We start from the raw sequence: 15,680 nt of genomic DNA on the forward strand, positions 1-15,680 counted from the left end.
ACCAGACGCAAGACCCGTCTCACCACTCGGCGACCTCCTTCGCCAGCGGCCGGGTCAGTACCTCGGCCGTGGCGGACCGCGCGGCGGACACTCCGTCGCTGCCCATCGGGAACGGCCAGTCGCTGCCGGCCAGCACCCGTCCGGGCCCGAACGTCTTCGTCAGCAGTTCCAGTACGGCGTCATCGTGGACCAGGTCGTCGACGTAGAACCGGCGCAACGCCTCGGACACCGGCAGGGACACCGGTGCGATACCCGGCCGGGCCTGGTCGATCCCACGCTGCCACCGTCCGGCGACGGCCGCCGTCACACCACCCCCATGGCACAGGCAGAACCGGATCCCCGGAAACCGCCCCGGCACGTCCGCGAAGACGAGCGAAGCCGCCGCCAGTCCGGTCTCGTACGGGTTTCCCAACAGGTTCGACAAGTAGAACGAATCAAGCCGTTCGTCGTCACTGTGGCCGGGGTGAATGAGCGTGAACGCCTCGAGCGCGTCCAGCACGCGCCACACCGGATCCAGCCCGGCGTAGCTCGGCGTACCGAGGGCGAACCCGCCGAAGACACCCTCCTGCGCCAGCGACGCGGCGACCGCAGGTGCGGCCGCGTCGAGCAGCGGCAGGTGCGCCAGCACCCGCAGCTGAGGTGTGGCGAGCTCCCGGAGGCCGTGGTTCACCAGCTCGGCCCACTCGATGCCGGCGTCGTACCGGAAGAGCGCCGGCGGCACCGACACCACAGCACCGTCGAGGTCCTGCTCGGAGATCCAGTGCAGCAGTGCGGCCGGGTCGGCGAGCCGGCCGAGTGGGAGCCGCTCTCGGTCGACGACCAGCGCGCCGTTGTCGACGGACAGCCCGAACTCACCCCGCTGCGCCGCCGACAGCACGGTCGGCGGGATCAGGTGGGTGTGGACATCCCAGCCGGCCATGTCAGCGGGCATCCTCGTCGTTGTCGTAGAAGTCCGGACGCTCCGGGTAGTGCGGACCGTCGTACACCTCGAGGAGCACGGACGTCTCCTCCGCACGCGTCGGACCGTGGACGACGCCCTTGGGGTTCCAGTAGAAGCTGCCCTTGGTCAGCGTCGTCCCGGTCGGCAGGTACACGTACCGCCCGGACAGGCAGAACATGAACTGGTTCGACGCGTGCTTGTGCTCCGACGGGATCCCCGAGCCCTTCTCGAACCGCACCAGCGCGATCGACGCCTCGGTCACCGGGTCGCGCCACAGCATCTTGTGGGACAGGCCGGCCAGCGACTTCTCCACCCACTCCAGATCGTCCGTCTGCAGCAGGATCTCCCGCAGCGGCTCGTCCATACTCATGGGGCCTCCCGGCCGGTCACCCGCGTGTACAGCTGCTCGGCCACGCCGGGGCCCATCGGAGCCACCGCGGCGATGTGACCGTCCGGCCGAATCAGTACGACGCTCTCCGCCGGTACGCCGTACCGCTTGGTGGCGACGCTGCCGGGGTCGAACAGTGCCCGGTCCCGCAGGCCGGAGTCGTGCGGCGCGTCCCAGCGGGACACCGCGTAATGCTGCAACGCCGGCGACTCGTTGACCGGGATCCCCGGCCGGCGCCGTACGTCGGTGAAGTAGAGCGCGACGAACGAGTCGCGGCACAGGTCGTGGATCGACGTCCGGCCGGCCGGGCTCTGCAGCACCAGGTCTGGCGCCCGGTCACCCGCCCGGACCGCCGGCGGCGTGGCGGAGGTGGCCACCATCGACCAGTCGCCCACACCTTCGACGTCCAGCCGCACACTCAGCAGCGTCCGGTTGTACGCCGTGGCCCACGGGCCCGTCGCCTCGGTGACAGCACCCCGCTGGAAGGACATGTACTTGCGCGCCGCCTCGGCCATCTCGCCCGAGCCCTCGATCGCGACCGGACGCTGTTCCTGCTCGTAGCCGTCCAGCAGCGACGGGTCGGCCCAGCCCCGCAGCACCCAGGCCAGCCGCCACGGCAGGTTCGACGCGTCCAGCGCGCCCGTGTTCAGGCCGAGCGCCCACATCGGCGTGATCAGGTGCGCGGCATCGCCCATCAGGAAGACCTTGCGGTCCTTCGTCCACTGCTCGGCAACCCGGTGGTGCACGTTGTAGACGACCGAGCCGAGCAGCTCGATCCGGTCCACCTCGCCGATGAACTGCTTCACCTTCACCAGCAGGTCTTCGTCATCCGGTGTGTCGGCGCCCGGCGCCAGCGGGAACAGGAACCGCCAGTTGTCCGGCTGCCGGATCAGCACCATCCACTCGGACTTGTCCGCGAAGTAGGCGAGGTACGGGTAGTCCCTGGCGTTGTCGACGTCCAGATCCACCACGACGTCGATCAGCATGTACCGCTCGGGCAGGGTCTCCCCCACCACCTTCACACCGAGCGCGTCCCGGATCTTGCTGCGTCCACCGTCACAAGCCAGCAAGTGCGACGCTTCCAGCTCCTGCGGGCCGTCCGGGGTCTCCAGTTGCAGTACCACCCGGTCGTCGAGCACCTCGAACGACGTGAGCCGGTGCTGCGTCCGCACGGGCTCCGGAAGCGCCGCGGCCAGCAGCGGCTCCATCTTCTGCTGCGGCAGGTTGATGACGAACGGGAACTGCGTGTCGTTCACGAGCTCGGCGAGCTGCACCGACGCGCGCGGGGTGTTGGTGGCCCGGTCGATGTCGCCGATCTCGTCGATCCGCAGCGCGGCGCCAAGGATGCGGTCGACCGCGCCGTACCGGTTCCAGATCTCCAGCGTCCGGCTCAGCGTCGTACCGGCCTTGGTGTCGGACGACAGGACGGCGTCCTCCTCCAGCAGCACGTACGGGATGCCGTAGTGCGCCAGACCCAGTGCGGTGGTCAGACCGATCGGTCCGGCACCCACCACGGCGACAGGCAGCTGTTCAGTCAACTCTCACTCCGTGCAGCTAGATGAAGCTCGTGAGCTTGGCAAAGGCACGTTCCCGCGTCAGCACCGACCCGGTCATCGCGGCCGCGTCCGACAGCAGGAACAGCAACGGGCCGACCACGTCCTCGGGGTCGCCGATACCTATGGTGTCCTGCCAGTGCTCGCGGTCCGTACCGGCGTTCGCACCGCGGAACTGCTCGGTGTCGATCACGCCCGGCGCGACCACGTTCACCCGGACCCGGTCGCCGGCCACCTCGACCGCCAGCGTCTTCGCGAACGCCACCAGCGCCGCCTTACTGGCCGAGTACGCCGCGGCGCCCGCGTACCCGGTCGACGCCATACCCGACGTGAACACGACCACTGAACCGGACCGCCGCGTCACCATGTGCGGTACGACGGCCTGGCACGCCCACACCACACCGTCCAGGTTCACCTGCAACGTCCGGCTCCACGACGCCGCGTCCATGTCCAGCACCGGCGACCGCGGCTGCACCGCCGCGCCGGCGACCAGGCCGTCGATGCGCCCGTACCGCTCCAGCACACCCGCTACCGCGGCCTTGATCGCAGACTGGTCCGCTACGTCCACCTTGACGTACTCCACACCGCTGGGCGGCACAGTGACGTCGAAGACGACCGCCGTACCGCCGGCGGCGTTCACCGCGGCGGCCAGCGCCGCGCCAATGCCCTGCGCGCCGCCCGTGATCACGACGACCTCACCGGTCGCGTCGAAGCGCGCCTTCACGGCGTCTCCTCTTCCTTCGACGCCTGCTTCGATGTCATCGTCTCGGTGATCCGCTGGAACGCACCCGCCAGATGGCTGCGCAACGCCCGCTCGGCCGCGTCCGGGTCCTGGGCCACACACGCGTCCAGGATCGCCTGGTGCTCCTGCCGGCTCCGCTCGATCAGGAATGCGGTCGGCCGGCTGCCAAACCGGTAGCGCTCGCTGTTCTGCCAGACCGGCTCGATTGCTCGCGGCAACCACTGCGACCCACTGGCCCGGTAGATGGCGAAGTGGAAATCCGCATGGGCCTGACGGGCGCCGGCGGAGTCCTCCGCGCGCGACAACCGGAGGTGCTCGGCCAAGGCAGCCGCGGCCTTGGTCAGGTCCTCCTCGGTGAAGCGGACGGCCGCAGCACGGACGGCGAGACTCTCCAGCGCGAGCCGGGTCTCGTGGGTGTCCCGCAGATCGGACAACGACAGGTCCCGCACCCACGCACCGCGATGCGGGATGATCTCGACCAGCCCCAGCGCCTCGAGCCGCCGCAGGCCTTCACGGACGGGCATCTGGCTCATCTCCAGCCGGCTGGCCAGCTCCACCAGCCGCAGCGGCGTACCGCTGGGCAGTTCGCCGGACAGGATCAACTGGTGCAACTCGGCCGCCGCGTGCTCGGCGAGAGTACGGCGACCTCCCTTGCCGCCGCCCGGCAGCAACTCCAACGGGCCGCTCATCCGCGCACCACCCGGTTGCGCAGCTCACCGAGCTTGTCCGCGCGGGTCACGACCACATCGCCGTCCTGCAGGAACACTTGCGGCTCGCGGGCGTTGCCGATACCGGCCGGCGTACCGGTGAGCAGCAGGTCGCCCGGACGCAGCGTCATACCGAAGGACAGCTCGCTGATCAGGGTGGCGACGTCGAACGCCATCTGCCGCGTCGACGCGTCCTGGCGCACCTCGTCGTTCACCAGGCACTGCAGCCGGATGTCCTGCGGGTCCCCGACCTCGTCGGCGGTGACGATCCACGGCCCCAGCGGCATCGTGTCGTCGATGCTCTTGCCCTTCAGCCATTGCCCGCCGTGCGCACGCTGCAGGTCCCGCTGCGACACGTCGTTCGCCAGCGTGTAGCCCCAGACGTGGCCGAGCGCGTCGTCGACGGCGATGTTCTTGCCGGTCTTGCCGATCACCAGCGCGACCTCGGCCTCGTAGTCCCACTTGGCGGAGATCGCCGGGTCCCAGGCGATGTCGTCGTACGGACCGATCACCACGTCCGGGCCCTTGGTGAAGAACGTCGGGTGCTCGGGACGGTCCACGTCCTGCCCCTCGCGCTTGCCCTTGCTCTCCTCGAAGTGGTCCCAGTAGTTCCACCCGGTGCAGAGGATGTCCCGCCGGAACCGCCGCAACGGCGCCCGCAGCAGGTCCGCCCGGAACGGGATCGTGTCCACCACCGAGGCGCCGTCCGTGATCACCCCGGTCAGGTCCGTTGCCGACAGCAACTGGACCGTGTCGCCGTCGAGGACGCCGGGCCGCTCCCGCCCGTCGTGCTCCACCGTCACGTACTTCATCTCAGGTCCACTCGACGCCACGCACAGAGTTCACCCCCCGGTCAGGCGATCACGGCGATCGCGTTGATCTCGATCAGGTAGTCGGGATGCGCGAGCTTGCTGACCTCGACCATCGTCGAGGCCGGCAGCGGCTCGGTGAAGTACTGCGCGCGGATCTCGTGGATCTTCGCGAAGTCCTCCATGTTGCGCACGTACACATCCACCCGGCAGACGTCCGCCAGCGTGCCGCCGGCCGCCTCGACCGCCGACTTGACGTTCTCGCACACCTGCCGGGTCTGTTCCCGGACGTCACCGACGCCGGCGATGCCGCCGTCCGGCCGGCGCGCGGTCATCCCGGAGACGAACACCAGCCGCCCGGTCGCCTCGACCGTGGTCGCCTGCGAGAACACCCCGTTCGGGCTCCGCAACGCGCCGGTGGTCACCTGTGTCTTCGGCATCAGCCCACTACTCCTCCCGCCGGGACGACGGCGCCGACCGCGCGCGCGGTCGCCAGCAGCCCGTCCAGTCCCGACCTCTCGATCAGTACGCCGCTCCGCCGCTGCTGCGCCGCGCGCTCGGCCTCGATCTCACCCGGCAGGTACAGCCGGTTGACGCCCGGCGCCGTCGCGCTCCCCCGAACCCGCGCGGCCAGCCCGGACGAGCGCCGCTTGAAGTCCTCGACACCGCCCATCAACTCCGGGTCGATCGCCAGGAACAGGTGCGCGCAGTCGTTCGGCCGGTCCGGCTCCCGGTACAGCGGGCGGACCTGGTCGCCCCACCCGCCGCCGCTCAGCACGCCGGTGAGCACGTCGATCATCAGCGCCAGCCCGAAACCCTTGTGGCCGGCGGCCGGCAGCAGCATGCCGAGCACCGCCTCGTCCGGGTCCGTGGTCGGCGTGCCGGACGGGTCGGTGGCCCAGGTGTCCGGGATCGGCCGCCCGGCCGACGCCGCCAGCCGGATCTTGCCGAGGGCAACGGCCGACAGCGCCATGTCCAGCACGATCTCGACGCCGGCCGTGGTCGGCACCGCGATCGCCAGCGGGTTGTTGCCGACCAGCCGCTCGGCGCCGCCGGGAGCGGGCATCAGCGGCGTGGTGTTCGACACCGCGATACCGATACACCCCGCCTCGCCGGCCTGCATCGCCCAGCGGCTGGCCGCCCCGAAGTGGTGAGCGTTGCGCACCGAGACGATGCCGATCCCGTACCGGCCGGCGCGCTCGATCGCGTGCCCCATCGCCTGCGGGCTGGACAGCTGCCCCATCCCGCCGCGGGCGTCGACCACCATCGCGGCGCCGGCGTCGAACAGGATGTCGAGCTCGCGCTCCCGGGTCACGCCGCCGGCGTTCAGCCGCTCGACGTACATCGGGACCAGCATCACGCCGTGCGAGCTGACACCGCGCAGATCGGCCTCGACGAGCGCGGCGGCGATCTCGTCCGCGTCCTCGGACTCGAAGCCGAGCGCGGTGAACACGCCGGCCACCGTGGCCTCCAGCCACTCGGGCCGGACCAGCACCCGCCGGTCCGCGTCGGACGCTTGAGCGGTCATCGGGTTTCCCGGGCCCAGGGCAGCAGGACGTGCTCGAGCAGGACGAGGGCATAGAACAAGACGATGCTCATGATGCTGAGCAGCGTGATCGCGGCGAACGCCAGGGTGGTGTCGGCGCTGGCGCCGGACTGCTGGATGACGTACCCGAGTCCCTTGGTGGCGCCGACGAACTCGGCGATCACCGAGCCGATCACGGCCAGCGAGATCGCGACCTTGAACCCGGTGAAGATCTGCGGCATCGCGTAGCGCAGCCGGAGCTTGAAGAACTCCTGCGCGCGGCCGGCGTTCAGCGACCGCATCAACTCGACCAGCTCGGCCGGCGTCGACTTCATCCCCTGCGCGGTCGAGATGACGATCGGGAAGAAGCACATCAGCAGCACCATCACGACCTTCGGCCACTGCCCGAAGCCCATCCAGATCACCAGCAGCGGCGCGATCGCCACCTTCGGGATCGAGTTCACCATCAGCAGCAGCGGGTACACCAGCCGCTCCAGGACCGCCGACCGGACGATCACGAGCGCGATCGGTACGCCGACCACGATCGCGAGCCCGAAACCCTCGACCGTCTCGAGCAGCGACGTCCCGGTCTCGCGCAGGAGCGAGCCGGGCTGCTCGAAGAACTTGACGACCACGTCCCCCGGACTCGGCAGCAGGTACGGCTCGATCGAGAACACGACCGTCGCGCCCCACCACAACCCGATCGCCGCGGCCAGGCCGACGATCGGAAGGATCACGGCGGCCACCGGCGAATCGGTCAGCCAGGTGCGCTTCGGCATCGTCCGCCCGGTCATCGCGGCCGCACCTCGTCGGCGATCTCCTTCTCGGCGAGCAGCTCGTGCAGCCGGCCGCTGATCGCGGCGACCTCGGTGAGGTGCGCGTTCTGGCCGAGGCTGCGCGGCCGCGGGATGTCGATGTCGACGACCTCCCGCATCCGGCCCGGACGCGGCGTCAGCACGACCACCCGGTCGGCCAGCACGACGGCCTCCTCGATCGAGTGCGTGACGAACACGATGGTCGTGGACAGCTCCATCTTGATCCGCTGCAGCTCTTCGGACAGCTCTGTCCGGGTCAGTGCGTCGAGCGCCGAGAACGGCTCGTCCATCAGCATCACCTGCGGGTCGCGGATCAGCGACCGGCACAGTGACACCCGCTGCTGCATACCGCCGGACAGCTCATGCGGCAGCCGCCGCTCGAAGCCCTGCAACCCGACCAGCTCGAGCAATTGGTGGGCCCGATCCCGGTAGGCCGCCTTGTTCCTGGACGACCCCCCGGTGCCCTTGTCGATCTCGACCGGCAGCATCACGTTCGACAGCACCGAACGCCACGGCAGCAGGGCCGGCCGCTGGAACATGAACGAGACGTCCCGGCGCGGTCCGGTGACGGGCTTCCCCGCCACCTGGACCACACCGGACGTCGGAGGAAGCAGTCCCGCGATCAGCCGGAGCAGCGTGGACTTGCCACAGCCGGACCGGCCGATCAGCGTGACGAACTCACCGCCGCGAACGTGCAGGTCGATCTTCTCGAGGGCGGTCACCCGGCCCTCGCGTCCGTCGAAGACCTGCCCCACGCCGTCCAGGCGAATCATCCGGTTCCAGAACTCCTAACGTCAGCTCTTGGGAGCCAGGCTGAGCGTGACGACGTCCTCGGGCTTGACCGCTCCCTTGCCGATCGCGTCCGACTCCTCGAGCAGCGAGATGACCTTCTGCACCCGCTCCTGCGTGGCTTCGCCGAGCGGACCCTTGAAGTCGTCCGGCTTGATGTACTCCTTCATGATCTCGAGTTCCTTGGTGGCGACCGCGAGATCGGTGTTCGGCACGTACTTCTTCAGCGTCGCGGCCGCCGCGGCCGGGTCGTCGTACGTGTCCTGCAGGCCCTTGAGCAGCGCGCCGGTGAACTTCTTCACCTGGTCCGGGTGGTCCTTGGCCATGTCCGTCCGGGTGATGATCGCGTTGCCGTACAGGTCCGGCAGCGCCTTGCCGTACGGAAGCACGACCGCCTTGCGGTGCTTCTCCTTGTCGGCGTTCTCGATCAGCGGCTGGCCGACCACGAACTGGCCGATGCCCTGTACCTTGCCGGAGGCCAGCAGCGCGGGCAGACCGGGAGGCGGCGACGGGAGGAACGTGACCGACTTCGCGTCGATCCCGACCGCCTTGGCGTAGACCGGGAACATCACGGTGTTCGTGGACCCCGGCTGGTCGCCGATGGTCTTGCCGGGCAGGTCCTTCGGGCTGTTGATGCCCAGGCCCTCCAGCGACATGATCGCGGCCATCGACCGCTGGTGGACCATGCCGACGGTGGTCACCGGGAGCTTCTGCTTGGCGAGGGTGATGACGGTGGCGGTGAAGTCGCCGATGCCGTAGTCGGCCTGACCGCCGGCGACCAGCTTCATCACGTCGACGGTGCCGCTGCCGGGCGTGATCTTGACGTCGAATCCCGCGTCCTTGAAGTACCCCTTCTCGAGCGCGACGTACGCGTACGCCTCGCGTCCGAAGGTGTTGAACGACGTCAGGTAGCTGACCTTCTGCAGCCCGTTGTCGGCTGCCTTGCCGCTGTCGTCACCGCTGTTGCACGCACTCACCAGGGCGAGCCCCAGGACCGCCATCAGGGCGATGACGGAACGCCTCAACCTCATATCGACCTCTCTCGTCCCGATATTTGATCAAACATCAAATACTGAAAGGTGGTCAATCGGCCCGCGGGGTCTTCACGGGGACTTAACGTCCGCCGTGCCGGTCCTCGCAGTCCTGCCGGCCACCGTCCTGGAGCCGTTCCCCAAACCTGTCCGGAAACACATGCTGTAACCGGACGGGCACCCGCCCCGACCACAGACCGTACCTGCCGCAGCAGCAGATCGCGACGCCCACGAGGGCCGAACCCGCCCACTCTCCGTCAAATTTGCGTAAACACTCAACCTCTTCGTGACCCAGCCCACGCTGCCCGCCCGGATTCCGGGGTTTCCCAGCGCTCACTCCGGGGAGGGAGGTGAGCCGCCCCGGCCTTTGGCAGGATGTGACGGTGCGACGGGTGACGCGGCGGGTCTGGCGGGCGATCGGGTGCCTGTGGCGTCCGTCGACGTACCTGCGCTGGGTGTACCTGCTGCTCGGCGCGGCGCTGGTGCTGGCGTTCATCCTGGTCGACAGCGCGCTCGGCGCCGTGGTCTCCGACCTGGACCTGCCGAAGGTTGCCACCGGCATCATCTGGGTCCTGCTCGCGCTACTGCCCCCGGTCGCGCTCGGCCTGCTGCCGGCCGTCCGCGAGGTCCAGGGGATCGCGGTCGAGTCGCTGCTCGCGGTGCGGTTCGAGGAGCGGCCGCTCGGCCCGGCGCGGACCTGGGCGCAGCGGCGGCGGACCAGCGTCTGGTTCTGCCTGCACCTGGTGGCCGGCGGCGTCGTCGGCATCCTCAGCACGATCGTGTTCGCCGTGGGCGCGATCTGGCTGGCGGCTCCGTTCCGCTCCCCCGGATCGCGCGACATCGTCCCGGGCTGGTCGTACGACATCCGCGGCGGCTGGAGCGACCTGTGGATGCCGGCCGCGGCGATCGGCGGTCTCGCCGGGCTGTTCCTGCTGTCGGCGGCGACCGGGGCACTCCTCGCCTACCTGGCGCCGCGGGTGCTCGGCCCGACCGCCGCGGAGCGCATCGAGCTGCTCGAGAAGCAGACCGCGACACTTGCCGAGCGCAACCGTCTGGCCCGCGAGCTGCACGACAGCGTCGGGCACGCGCTGAGCCTGGTCACGCTGCAGGCGGCGGCCGCCCGGCGGGTGCTGGCCACCGATCCGGAGTTCGCCGAGACCGCGCTGGCCGCGATGGAGACCTCCGCCCGGGCGGCGCTGGCCGATCTCGACCACGTGCTCGGCCTGCTCCGCGACGACCGGCGGCCGGGGGCCCGGACGTCGCCGCAGGCCACGCTGGGCGGGCTCGACCGGCTGGTCGAGGCCACCCGGGCCGGCGGGATCACGGTCGAGGTCGAGCGGTCCGGCGATCTGGACCAACTGCCGGCCGCGGTGTCCCGGGAGGCGTACCGGATCGTGCAGGAGGGCCTGACCAACGCGATCCGGCACGCCGGCCGCCCGGCCGGCGAGCTGACCGTGCACCTGTCGATCTGCCTCGACGGGTCCGGGCTGCGGCTCGCGGTGACGAACCCGGTCAGCGGCAGGTCCGATCACTCCGGCGGTGGCCGCGGCCTGGCCGGTATCCGTGAAAGAGTCGCCGTACTGCGGGGAACCGTGGACGCCGGCCCGGTCACCCGGCCGGACGAGCCGGGATGGCAGCTCGCGGTGCAGCTGCCGGTCAGCGTGACGAAAGGATGAGATGAACCTGTCGGTGGTCGTGGTCGACGACGAGCCGCTGATCCGGAGCGGGTTGCGCGCCATCATCAACGCCGAGGCGGACCTCACGGTCGTCGGCGAGGCCGGTGACGGCGCCGAGGTGCTGCCGCTGGTCCGCCGTACCGGCGCGGACGTCGTGCTGATGGACGTCCGGATGCCCGCGGTGGACGGCATCCAGGCGACCCGGCTGCTGCTGGAGAGCCTCGACCCGGCGCCCCGGGTCCTGGTCGTCACGACGTTCGAGAACGACGACTACGTGTACGACGCGCTGCGCGCGGGCGCGTCGGGGTTCCTGCTCAAGCGGACCCCGCCGGACGACATCATCGCGGCGATCCGCACGGTCGCGAAGAGCGAGTCGCTGCTGTTCCCCGAGGCGATCCGGACCCTGGCGCTCGCCCACGCCGGTGCGCCGGCGGCCGACGGGCTCGACCGGTACCAGTTGACCGAGCGCGAGCAGGAGGTGCTCCGGCTGATGGCGCGCGGGCTCTCGAACGCGGAGATCGCCGCGGAACTGTTCCTCGGCCTGCAGACCGTGAAGACCCACGTCGCCAACGTGCTCGCCAAGCTGAACGCGCGCGACCGCACGCAGGCCGTGATCCGCGCCTACGAGTCAGGTTTCGTGCCGCTGCACTGAGCGGTCAGGTGTTGGCCGGGTCGTCGGACTCGGCCAGCGTGCAGGCGTTGTGGAGCGGGTCGACGGTGTTCGCCGTCATCGCCAGGCGCTGCAGGAGCAGCCGGAAGCTGGAGCGCTCCGACTCGTCGAGGATGCCGAGCACCTCGTCCTCGCCGGCGCGGAGCCGCCGCTCCAGGTCGCAGAGCGTCGCGACCCCGTCCTCGGTCGGCGCGATCAGCCGCGCCCGCCGGTCGGCCGGGTCGGGCCGGCGCTGCACCAGCCCCGCCTTCTCGAGGTCGTCCAGCAGATAGGTCATCACGGTCCGGTCGACGCCGAGCTGGGCGGCCAGGTCGAGCTGCCGCTTCGGGCCCTCGGCATTCGTCGTGGCGAGCACCTGGTAGCCCCGCGGGCCGCCGGGCAGCCCCTCCAGCGCCGACGCGGCCGCCTTCGCGTACCGCCGGAAGACCACGCCGAGCGCCCAGCCGAGGTCGGCCTCCACCGGCGCGCCGTCGGCCACCGACGGCGCGACCCCGCGCGCGGAACGGGCGGCGATCTCGGGCGACGTGCTGGACATGTCCCCATCGTACGGGGTGTACGCCACCTGGAATACGATCTGACTTGAATATGTTCTGCTCAGCAGATTATCTTCAGTACAGCTCAATACGAGCACGCCCCCTCAACGCGATGGAGACAGAACGAATGAGCACCCTGTTACGCATCGACGCCAGCATCCGGCTGGAAGGATCGGTGTCCCGGGCCCTGGCGGACAGCGCGGAGGCCGCCTGGAAGGCCGAGCACCCCGACGGTGTCGTCGTCCGGCGTGACCTCGGACAGCACCCGCTGCCCGCGACCGTGTGGCCGACGCTGGCCGCCGCCCAGGTCGGCCAAGAGCCGGTCGCCGACTCCGACCGGATGCCGCTCGCCGAGGCCCAGGCGATCGCCGACGAACTGAAAGCCGAGATCGTGAACGCCGACGCGGTCCTGCTCGCCGTACCGATGTACAACTACGGCATCGCCCAGAACGTGAAGACCTGGATCGATCTGCTCGTGATCGACAAGGACCTGGCCTTCGGTTCCCGCCCGCTGGCCGGCAGGCCGGCGATCTTCGCCATCGCCCGTGGTGGCGGCTACGGACCGGGCTCGCCGAAGCACGGCTGGGACCACGCCACGCCGTACCTCGAGCGCATCTTCGGCGACGTCTTCGGGATGAACCTGCGGACTGCCGCCGCCGAGCTCACCCTGGCCCCGGTCACCCCGGGCATGGAGGAGCTGATCGACGCGTCCAAGGTCTCGGAGTCCGAGGCCCACGTGGAGGCCGGGACCCACGGCAGCGTCGTCGCCCGTGAACTGATCGGCAAGGCTGCCTGACCCTGAGCTGAACGGGTTCTAGTGGTGCCGAGCTCGAGCCGGCATCACCGGGGCCTCCAGACCGACAGCGTCACCGACAGCGTCACGATCGCCGGCTCTGGCAGGACGGCGATCCCCTGCAGCAGCTCGCGGTAGTCGAGGTGCCGGGCGCTTGGCGTCATCAGCACCAACTGCTCCACGGCCGACCGGTCGAGCCGCATCGTCTCCTCGACCAGTTCGTTGCCGACGCGCTCGAACTCCCCCGCGAGCGACTCCTCCAGCCGGCGTTCCTTCTGGTCGTCGACACTCACCATTCCCAGCACGTCGACAAGCTCGGCGAGATGCGGCTGGTTCGGGGTGACCACGAGCAGCCGGCCGCCGGGCGCCAGGATGCGCGCCATCTCGGTGGCGTTGCGCGGGGCGAACACATTCAGCAGCAGCTGCACCGAGTCGTCCAGCAACGGCAGCTCACGCCACGCGTCGCACACCACGGACGCGATCCGCGGGTCCACCCGAGCCGCGCGGCGAGCGGCGTACTTCGAGACGTCCAGGGCGATCCCGCGGCGGTCGGGGGACAGGCCCAGGACGCCGGACAGGTAGTAGGCAGTGCCGGCGCCGACCTCGACGACCAGGTCGTCCTCCCCGAGGTCCGCCCGCAGGATGAGCGCGTCGCGGATCGGCGCGTAGTGGCCGGTGCCGAGGAAGACCGTGCGGGCGCCGACCATCGCGGCCGAGTCGCCCTCGATCCCGGTCGACGCCGAAGGCAACAAGTTCAGGTAGCCCTGCTTGGCCAGGTCGTACGCGTGACCGTGCGCGCAGCGCGCCGTCCGGCCGTCCAGCGCCAGCGGATCCGCACAGACCGGGCAGCGCAGGACTTTGACGAGGTCGCCTTCCACCTGGCCTAGGTTATGTCGCGGCTTGTGATTCGGGCCCAGGCGGCTGCGTAGAAGACCGCGAGGTAGCCGCCCTGGAGGAGCAGGTTGCGGCCGATCTCGTGCCAGTACGGCGGATCGCGGAGCAGGTCGGCGAACGACTGCCAGCGGTACATCAGCAGCCACGGGTGGATCGCGTGCAGCTGCGGGATCGCGGTCAGGATCCCGAGCACGATGAACGTGCCGAACGTCGCCGCCATCGCGGCCAGCGGGGTCGAGGTCAGCGACGAGATGAACAGGCCGATGCCGGCCAGGCCGAGCAGCGACAGCGAGATCACGACGGCGATGCCGAGCGCGCGAAGCAGGCCCTCGCCGAGCGAGACGGTCGAGCCGGACAGCAGCAGGACGTCGCCGACCGGGAACAGGACGAAGCCGACGATCAGGCCGGAGATCCAGATCGTCATCGTCGCGGTCAGGCAGAACACGGCCAGGGCGACCATCTTCGCGGCGAGCAGCCGGGACCGGCCGGCCGGTGCGGTCAGCAGGTTGCGCAGCGTCCCAAGGCTGGCCTCGCCGGCCAGCGACTCCCCGGAGATCACGGTCACCGCGGTCGGCAGGAAGAACGGCAGCGACAGGCCGAGACTCGCGACGATCAGGAACAAGCCGTTGCCGGCGACCTGACCGATGAAGCCTTCGGCCCCAGGGTCCGTGCCGGCGATCTTGATCGCGATCCCGATCAGCAACGGCACGGCCGCCAGGACCCCGAGGCCTACCTGCGTCCGGGCCCGCGCGAACACCAGCCGCAACTCCGAGACGAACAGCGCGAGCGTATGCCGCCCAGCTCTCGGCTCCTGCCCGGCCACAGCCCCCGTCTCCGGCGCGGGCGGCGCACCGGCGCCCGGGCCGGCCGGCACGTCGGCGGTCTCACTCGGCGACATCGAAGCCCTCCCCCGTGAGTGCCACGAACGCGTCCTCCAGGCTGGGGCGTTCCAGGCCGAAGCCGTGGATACGCACGTCCGCCGCCACCAGCGCGGCGGCGAACTTCTCGATCGGGAGCTCGCCGGGATCGCCCTCGACGGTCTCGCCGGTGGTCTTCAGCTCCGTGACGCCCAGACCTTGCAGCGTCTCGGCCGCCTGGGTGAGGTCCGGCGTACGGACCACGAGCCGGGGACGGAGCTCGGCGCGCAGGTCGGCCACCGTGGACTGGCGGAGCAGCTTGCCGCGGCTCATCACCGCGGCGTGCGTGCAGACCTGCTCCACCTCGGCGAGCAGGTGGGTCGAGGTGAACACCGTCGTACCGTCGTGGGCCAGCTCCTGGATCAGGTGCCGGACCTCGCGGGTGCCCTGCGGGTCGAGACCGTTCGTCGGCTCGTCCAGGACGAGCAGCTCCCGGCGCTGCATCAGCGCGACCGCGATCGCGAGCCGCTGCCGCATCCCCAGCGAGTACGCGCGGACCTTCTTGCCGGCCGCGTTCGACAACCCGACCCGCTCGAGTGCCTCGCCGGCGCGCGCCTTGCGGGTCTTCGGGTCGGCGGTGCGGTCGGCGGCGTCGAACCGGAGCAGATTCGCCTGCCCGGTCCAGAACGGGTAGAACGCCGGCCCCTCGACCAGCGCGCCGACCCGGGGCAGCACCCGCAGGTGCGCCTTCGGCATCGGCTCGCCGAGCAGCTCGACCTCGCCGGCCGTCGGCGCGATCAGGCCGAGCAGCATCCGGATCGTCGTCGTCTTGCCGGACCCGTTCGGCCCGAGGAAACCGAACACGCTGCCGGCCGGCACCTCCAGGTCGACCGCGTCCACCGCGACCTGCCCGCCGCGGAACCGCTTGGTCAGCCCGCGGGTGATGACCGGCATGCCG

General features: G+C 70.4%; 18 protein-coding genes. 3 read left to right on the forward strand and 15 right to left on the reverse strand.

All coding sequences use genetic code 11. The features are described from left to right. Positions 1–19 precede the first annotated feature (19 nt). From ACWEOO_RS08980 to ACWEOO_RS09030, 11 genes are read right to left on the reverse strand one after another with little or no spacing between them, the layout of a single operon-like run. Entirely contained in the window at positions 20–931 is a 912-nt protein-coding gene (locus ACWEOO_RS08980) for an amidohydrolase family protein (protein ID WP_452142509.1), read from the reverse strand. Continuing rightward, positions 921–1,310: a cupin domain-containing protein gene (locus ACWEOO_RS08985; RefSeq protein WP_359929620.1), complete on the reverse strand. Its 390-nt coding sequence runs from the start codon at positions 1,308–1,310 to the stop codon at positions 921–923. The genes ACWEOO_RS08980 and ACWEOO_RS08985 overlap by 11 nt, the downstream gene beginning before the upstream one ends. Continuing rightward, positions 1,307–2,866 carry an FAD-dependent monooxygenase gene (locus tag ACWEOO_RS08990; protein WP_452142510.1) on the reverse strand — a complete coding sequence of 520 codons (1,560 nt, stop codon included), beginning with the start codon at positions 2,864–2,866 and terminating at the stop codon, positions 1,307–1,309. Before ACWEOO_RS08990 ends, ACWEOO_RS08985 begins: the two co-directional genes overlap by 4 nt. A 16-nt stretch (positions 2,867–2,882) precedes the next feature. Next, positions 2,883–3,605, reverse strand: coding sequence for an SDR family NAD(P)-dependent oxidoreductase (locus ACWEOO_RS08995; RefSeq protein WP_452142511.1), 723 nt, complete (start codon positions 3,603–3,605; stop codon positions 2,883–2,885). Further along, the gene (locus ACWEOO_RS09000; RefSeq protein WP_452142512.1) at positions 3,602–4,312 is read right to left on the reverse strand and encodes a GntR family transcriptional regulator; all 711 of its coding nucleotides are present in this window, start codon (positions 4,310–4,312) and stop codon (positions 3,602–3,604) included. The genes ACWEOO_RS08995 and ACWEOO_RS09000 overlap by 4 nt, the downstream gene beginning before the upstream one ends. Beyond that, positions 4,309–5,142 carry a fumarylacetoacetate hydrolase family protein gene (locus tag ACWEOO_RS09005; protein ID WP_452142513.1) on the reverse strand — a complete coding sequence of 278 codons (834 nt, stop codon included), beginning with the start codon at positions 5,140–5,142 and terminating at the stop codon, positions 4,309–4,311. The genes ACWEOO_RS09000 and ACWEOO_RS09005 overlap by 4 nt, the downstream gene beginning before the upstream one ends. A 41-nt stretch (positions 5,143–5,183) precedes the next feature. Further along, positions 5,184–5,579, reverse strand: coding sequence for a RidA family protein (locus ACWEOO_RS09010; protein ID WP_452142514.1), 396 nt, complete (start codon positions 5,577–5,579; stop codon positions 5,184–5,186). Then, on the reverse strand, positions 5,579–6,667 hold the full coding sequence (locus tag ACWEOO_RS09015) for an Ldh family oxidoreductase (RefSeq protein WP_363710846.1): 1,089 nt from the start codon (positions 6,665–6,667) through the stop codon (positions 5,579–5,581). The genes ACWEOO_RS09010 and ACWEOO_RS09015 overlap by 1 nt, the downstream gene beginning before the upstream one ends. Further along, a complete protein-coding gene (locus ACWEOO_RS09020; protein WP_452142515.1) occupies positions 6,664–7,458 on the reverse strand; it encodes an ABC transporter permease in 795 nt (264 codons plus the stop codon). The genes ACWEOO_RS09015 and ACWEOO_RS09020 overlap by 4 nt, the downstream gene beginning before the upstream one ends. Continuing rightward, the gene (locus ACWEOO_RS09025; protein WP_452142516.1) at positions 7,455–8,252 is read right to left on the reverse strand and encodes an ABC transporter ATP-binding protein; all 798 of its coding nucleotides are present in this window, start codon (positions 8,250–8,252) and stop codon (positions 7,455–7,457) included. The genes ACWEOO_RS09020 and ACWEOO_RS09025 overlap by 4 nt, the downstream gene beginning before the upstream one ends. A 21-nt stretch (positions 8,253–8,273) precedes the next feature. Further along, complete coding sequence (locus ACWEOO_RS09030; RefSeq protein ID WP_452142517.1) at positions 8,274–9,299, reverse strand: ABC transporter substrate-binding protein; 1,026 nt, start codon at positions 9,297–9,299, stop codon at positions 8,274–8,276. A gap of 383 nt (positions 9,300–9,682) precedes the next feature. Between ACWEOO_RS09030 and ACWEOO_RS09035 the strand changes: the two genes are divergently transcribed. Beyond that, complete coding sequence (locus ACWEOO_RS09035; RefSeq protein WP_452142518.1) at positions 9,683–10,975, forward strand: sensor histidine kinase; 1,293 nt, start codon at positions 9,683–9,685, stop codon at positions 10,973–10,975. Between the two features lies 1 nt (position 10,976). After that, positions 10,977–11,627 (forward strand): response regulator transcription factor, encoded by a 651-nt coding sequence (locus tag ACWEOO_RS09040; RefSeq protein ID WP_363710840.1) that lies wholly within the window; start codon positions 10,977–10,979, stop codon positions 11,625–11,627. A gap of 4 nt (positions 11,628–11,631) precedes the next feature. Here ACWEOO_RS09040 and ACWEOO_RS09045 read toward each other — a convergent pair whose 3' ends face one another. Then, complete coding sequence (locus ACWEOO_RS09045; RefSeq protein WP_452142519.1) at positions 11,632–12,180, reverse strand: MarR family winged helix-turn-helix transcriptional regulator; 549 nt, start codon at positions 12,178–12,180, stop codon at positions 11,632–11,634. A gap of 125 nt (positions 12,181–12,305) precedes the next feature. Here ACWEOO_RS09045 and ACWEOO_RS09050 point away from each other — a divergent pair, with 125 nt between their 5' ends. Further along, a complete protein-coding gene (locus ACWEOO_RS09050) occupies positions 12,306–12,974 on the forward strand; it encodes an FMN-dependent NADH-azoreductase (protein ID WP_359929642.1) in 669 nt (222 codons plus the stop codon). A 44-nt stretch (positions 12,975–13,018) separates the two neighbouring features. Here the strand turns inward: ACWEOO_RS09050 and ACWEOO_RS09055 are convergent, their stop codons facing one another. The 3 genes from ACWEOO_RS09055 to ACWEOO_RS09065 are packed head-to-tail and all read right to left on the reverse strand — an operon-like array spanning position 13,019 to position 15,676. Then, the gene (locus ACWEOO_RS09055) at positions 13,019–13,849 is read right to left on the reverse strand and encodes a putative RNA methyltransferase (RefSeq protein WP_452142520.1); all 831 of its coding nucleotides are present in this window, start codon (positions 13,847–13,849) and stop codon (positions 13,019–13,021) included. A 5-nt stretch (positions 13,850–13,854) separates the two neighbouring features. Beyond that, the gene (locus ACWEOO_RS09060; RefSeq protein WP_452142521.1) at positions 13,855–14,763 is read right to left on the reverse strand and encodes an ABC transporter permease; all 909 of its coding nucleotides are present in this window, start codon (positions 14,761–14,763) and stop codon (positions 13,855–13,857) included. Continuing rightward, positions 14,750–15,676 (reverse strand): ATP-binding cassette domain-containing protein, encoded by a 927-nt coding sequence (locus ACWEOO_RS09065; protein ID WP_452142522.1) that lies wholly within the window; start codon positions 15,674–15,676, stop codon positions 14,750–14,752. Before ACWEOO_RS09065 ends, ACWEOO_RS09060 begins: the two co-directional genes overlap by 14 nt. Positions 15,677–15,680: the final 4 nt, after the last annotated feature.

This window comes from Kribbella sp. NPDC004138, from assembly GCF_053603655.1.

Coding starts and splice junctions, on each gene's coding strand:
- ACWEOO_RS09045 (WP_452142519.1), bottom strand. CDS start 12,180: ATGTCCAGCACGTCGCCCGAGATCGCCGCCCGTTCCGCGCGCGGGGTC.
- ACWEOO_RS09040 (WP_363710840.1), top strand. CDS start 10,977: ATGAACCTGTCGGTGGTCGTGGTCGACGACGAGCCGCTGATCCGGAGC.
- ACWEOO_RS08985 (WP_359929620.1), bottom strand. CDS start 1,310: ATGAGTATGGACGAGCCGCTGCGGGAGATCCTGCTGCAGACGGACGAT.
- ACWEOO_RS09010 (WP_452142514.1), bottom strand. CDS start 5,579: ATGCCGAAGACACAGGTGACCACCGGCGCGTTGCGGAGCCCGAACGGG.
- ACWEOO_RS08980 (WP_452142509.1), bottom strand. CDS start 931: ATGCCCGCTGACATGGCCGGCTGGGATGTCCACACCCACCTGATCCCG.
- ACWEOO_RS09030 (WP_452142517.1), bottom strand. CDS start 9,299: ATGAGGTTGAGGCGTTCCGTCATCGCCCTGATGGCGGTCCTGGGGCTC.
- ACWEOO_RS09050 (WP_359929642.1), top strand. CDS start 12,306: ATGAGCACCCTGTTACGCATCGACGCCAGCATCCGGCTGGAAGGATCG.
- ACWEOO_RS09015 (WP_363710846.1), bottom strand. CDS start 6,667: ATGACCGCTCAAGCGTCCGACGCGGACCGGCGGGTGCTGGTCCGGCCC.
- ACWEOO_RS09005 (WP_452142513.1), bottom strand. CDS start 5,142: ATGAAGTACGTGACGGTGGAGCACGACGGGCGGGAGCGGCCCGGCGTC.
- ACWEOO_RS09060 (WP_452142521.1), bottom strand. CDS start 14,763: ATGTCGCCGAGTGAGACCGCCGACGTGCCGGCCGGCCCGGGCGCCGGT.
- ACWEOO_RS09065 (WP_452142522.1), bottom strand. CDS start 15,676: ATGCCGGTCATCACCCGCGGGCTGACCAAGCGGTTCCGCGGCGGGCAG.
- ACWEOO_RS09000 (WP_452142512.1), bottom strand. CDS start 4,312: ATGAGCGGCCCGTTGGAGTTGCTGCCGGGCGGCGGCAAGGGAGGTCGC.
- ACWEOO_RS09025 (WP_452142516.1), bottom strand. CDS start 8,252: ATGATTCGCCTGGACGGCGTGGGGCAGGTCTTCGACGGACGCGAGGGC.
- ACWEOO_RS09020 (WP_452142515.1), bottom strand. CDS start 7,458: ATGACCGGGCGGACGATGCCGAAGCGCACCTGGCTGACCGATTCGCCG.